The 559-nt window shown below is 57.6% G+C and carries 2 protein-coding genes; one reads left to right on the top strand and one right to left on the bottom strand.

The genetic code is table 11. The features are described from left to right. On the bottom strand, nucleotides 1–207 hold a 207-nt coding region (locus EN914_RS38905), incomplete at its 3' end, for a hypothetical protein (protein WP_206527360.1). Nucleotides 208–287: 80 nt separating this feature from the next. Here EN914_RS38905 and EN914_RS37745 point away from each other — a divergent pair. Beyond that, nucleotides 288–559 (top strand): DnaJ domain-containing protein (locus tag EN914_RS37745; protein ID WP_164779293.1); only part of this gene is annotated, 272 nt, incomplete at its 3' end.

Genomic DNA, 559 nt, shown 5'->3' with positions numbered 1-559 from the left:
GCCAAGGACAGTGACGTTGTCGACGCCGATTTCGAGGAAATCGACGAAGACGACGACAAGAAGAAGTCGGCCTGAACCGTTTGACGGCAAGATAAAGCGAAAAGCCCGGCGAAGGCCGGGCTTTTTTGCAACCCCTTGCAGAAAAACAGCGGGCCTTGCTGAAAAAATGCAGGCAAAGCCGCGTCGACACTGGCATCCCCCTTCCATCGCACCTAAATCGAAGCGTCAGTGCCGGCAAGAGACGCAACAATGCTTCAAGACGTTGAGCATCCGGACAGCGGGAAAAAATGAAAGCTGATTTCTACGAGACGCTGGGCGTGCAAAAAGGCGCCGATGAGAAGGAGCTCAAGAGCGCTTTCCGCAAGCTCGCCATGCAATTCCATCCCGATCGCAACCCCGGCGACCATTCCTGCGAGCACAAGTTCAAGGAAATCAACGAAGCCTACGAGACGCTGAAAGACCCGCAGAAGCGCGCGGCCTATGACCGCTTCGGTCACGCCGCCTTCGAACAGGGCGGCATGAATGGCGGGGCCCAAGGCTTTGGCGCCGGCGGCTTCGC

It is taken from the genome of Mesorhizobium sp. M7A.F.Ca.CA.001.08.2.1, assembly GCF_003998455.1.
Taxonomy (GTDB): domain Bacteria; phylum Pseudomonadota; class Alphaproteobacteria; order Rhizobiales; family Rhizobiaceae; genus Mesorhizobium; species Mesorhizobium ciceri.
This window is presented reverse-complemented; position numbering and strand designations above follow the sequence as displayed.